Source organism: Roseinatronobacter sp. NSM (genome assembly GCF_052379845.1).
Taxonomy (GTDB): Bacteria; Pseudomonadota; Alphaproteobacteria; order Rhodobacterales; family Rhodobacteraceae; genus Roseinatronobacter.
Map to the genome: position 1 here is coordinate 1 of NZ_JBQTCF010000090.1, position 1,420 is coordinate 1,420.

General features: G+C 58.9%; 2 protein-coding genes and 1 pseudogene. All 3 read left to right on the forward strand.

The window, feature by feature from the left end:
• Positions 1-84 precede the first annotated feature (84 nt).
• On the forward strand, positions 85-504 hold the full coding sequence (gene tnpA / locus ACTZWY_RS19720) for an IS66-like element accessory protein TnpA (RefSeq protein ID WP_444792407.1): 420 nt from the start codon (positions 85-87) through the stop codon (positions 502-504).
• Between the two features lie 98 nt (positions 505-602).
• Positions 603-932, forward strand: a pseudogene (locus tag ACTZWY_RS19725) (transposase); the annotation flags it as partial.
• 55 nt (positions 933-987) lie between these two features.
• A partial coding sequence (locus tag ACTZWY_RS19730) for an IS66 family transposase (RefSeq protein ID WP_444792408.1) occupies positions 988-1,420 on the forward strand: 433 nt, incomplete at its 3' end.

The following is a 1,420-nucleotide window of genomic DNA, read 5'->3' on the forward strand; positions in this document are numbered from 1 at the left end:
GTAAGCGTGTTCTGGCACCCACCTTCCAGGCTTTGTCCTGAGCTGCGATCTCCGACCTGATTGAAATCGGGATGGAGTTTCGCGATGGTGACTACGGATGAGTTTCTCCGTGACTATGGGGTAGATATCCGCACGAATGGTCAGCGGCGTTGGCCGGATGAGGTGAAAGCGCGGATTGTGGCAGAGACGCTGGAGCCGGGGGCTACGGTGAATGAGGTTGCGCGCCGATACGGTTTACGCGCCAATCACCTGTCAGAGTGGCGTGGTCGTGCGCGGCGCGGCAAACTTGTTCTTCCTGCGGTTCCGGAAGATGACAGCCTGTGCTTCGCTCCGGTCGTTCTGTCGGGTCTGAAGGCGCCAGTTTCACAGGACAACCTACCCATCAAGCCGGTTTCGTCAAAGCCGATCGAGATTGTTACTGCGGCTGTCACGATCCGTCTGGACGGAGATATAGGCACAGACCGGCTTGTCGAGATCGTGCGCGCCTTGGGGGCGCGCGCATGATCTTTCCGTCCAACCGCGTGCGCGTGCTGGTCGCGACGCAGCCTGTCGCTCGCCATTGGGCTTGAACCAATGGCGCCCATGGCTCGCTCCGTAAGGGTCACGATGGCCTCTGCGCACTGGTGGCGTCCACGCTGCGCAAGGACCCTTATACTGGGACAGTGTTTGTGTTTCGCGCGCGGCGTGCTGACCGGTTGAAGCTTTTGTATTGGGATGATGAGGAGGATCAGGAAACAGTCTGGGGGACTGTTTCCCCGACGAATGGTCTCGTGATGGCTTACAAACGCCTGGAGGACACGACCTTCACCTGGCCTGCGATCAAGGACGGGATCATGGCGCTGAACCATGCCCAGTTTGAGGCACTGTTTTCCGGGCTGGACTGGCGCAAGGTCAAGCCGGTTGAGCCTCGTCCGCCGAGCGCGCCAGAGTAGATTAAGGCACTGTTTTTGCTTTTATATCAGTATGGATTCCGGTAAAAAATCGGGCATGTCGAACACCCCTGCAATCAACCTTGCTGAACTCCCTGCCGATCAGCGCGCGGCCGTGGAAGCGTTGATGCAGGAGGTCAGCGCGCTCAAGGAAATCACCACGCGCCAGGAGCATCTGATCGCTGAGTTGAACCATGCCCTGCATGGGAAACGATCAGAGAAGCTGACGGAGGATGAACGCCAGCTGGCCTTTGAAGACCTGACCATCGCGCTCAAAGAGGTCGAGGCCGAGAAGGAAACACGCGCGGCGTCCCAAGGTGATGGAACACGCAAGAAACCCGCTCCGCGGCGCAATATCGGGAATCTGCCCGCATCTTTGCCGCGCATCGAGAATGTCATCGATCCGGACAGTCTGATCTGCCCCTGTGGGTGTGGCGAAATGCACAAGATCGGCGAAGATCGCACAGAGCGGTTGGACATCGTGCCTGCGC

What these genes read in the sequence shown, in the direction of transcription:
- tnpA (WP_444792407.1), top strand. Translation starts at nt 85, where the DNA reads ATGGTGACTACGGATGAGTTTCTCCGTGACTATGGGGTAGATATCCGC.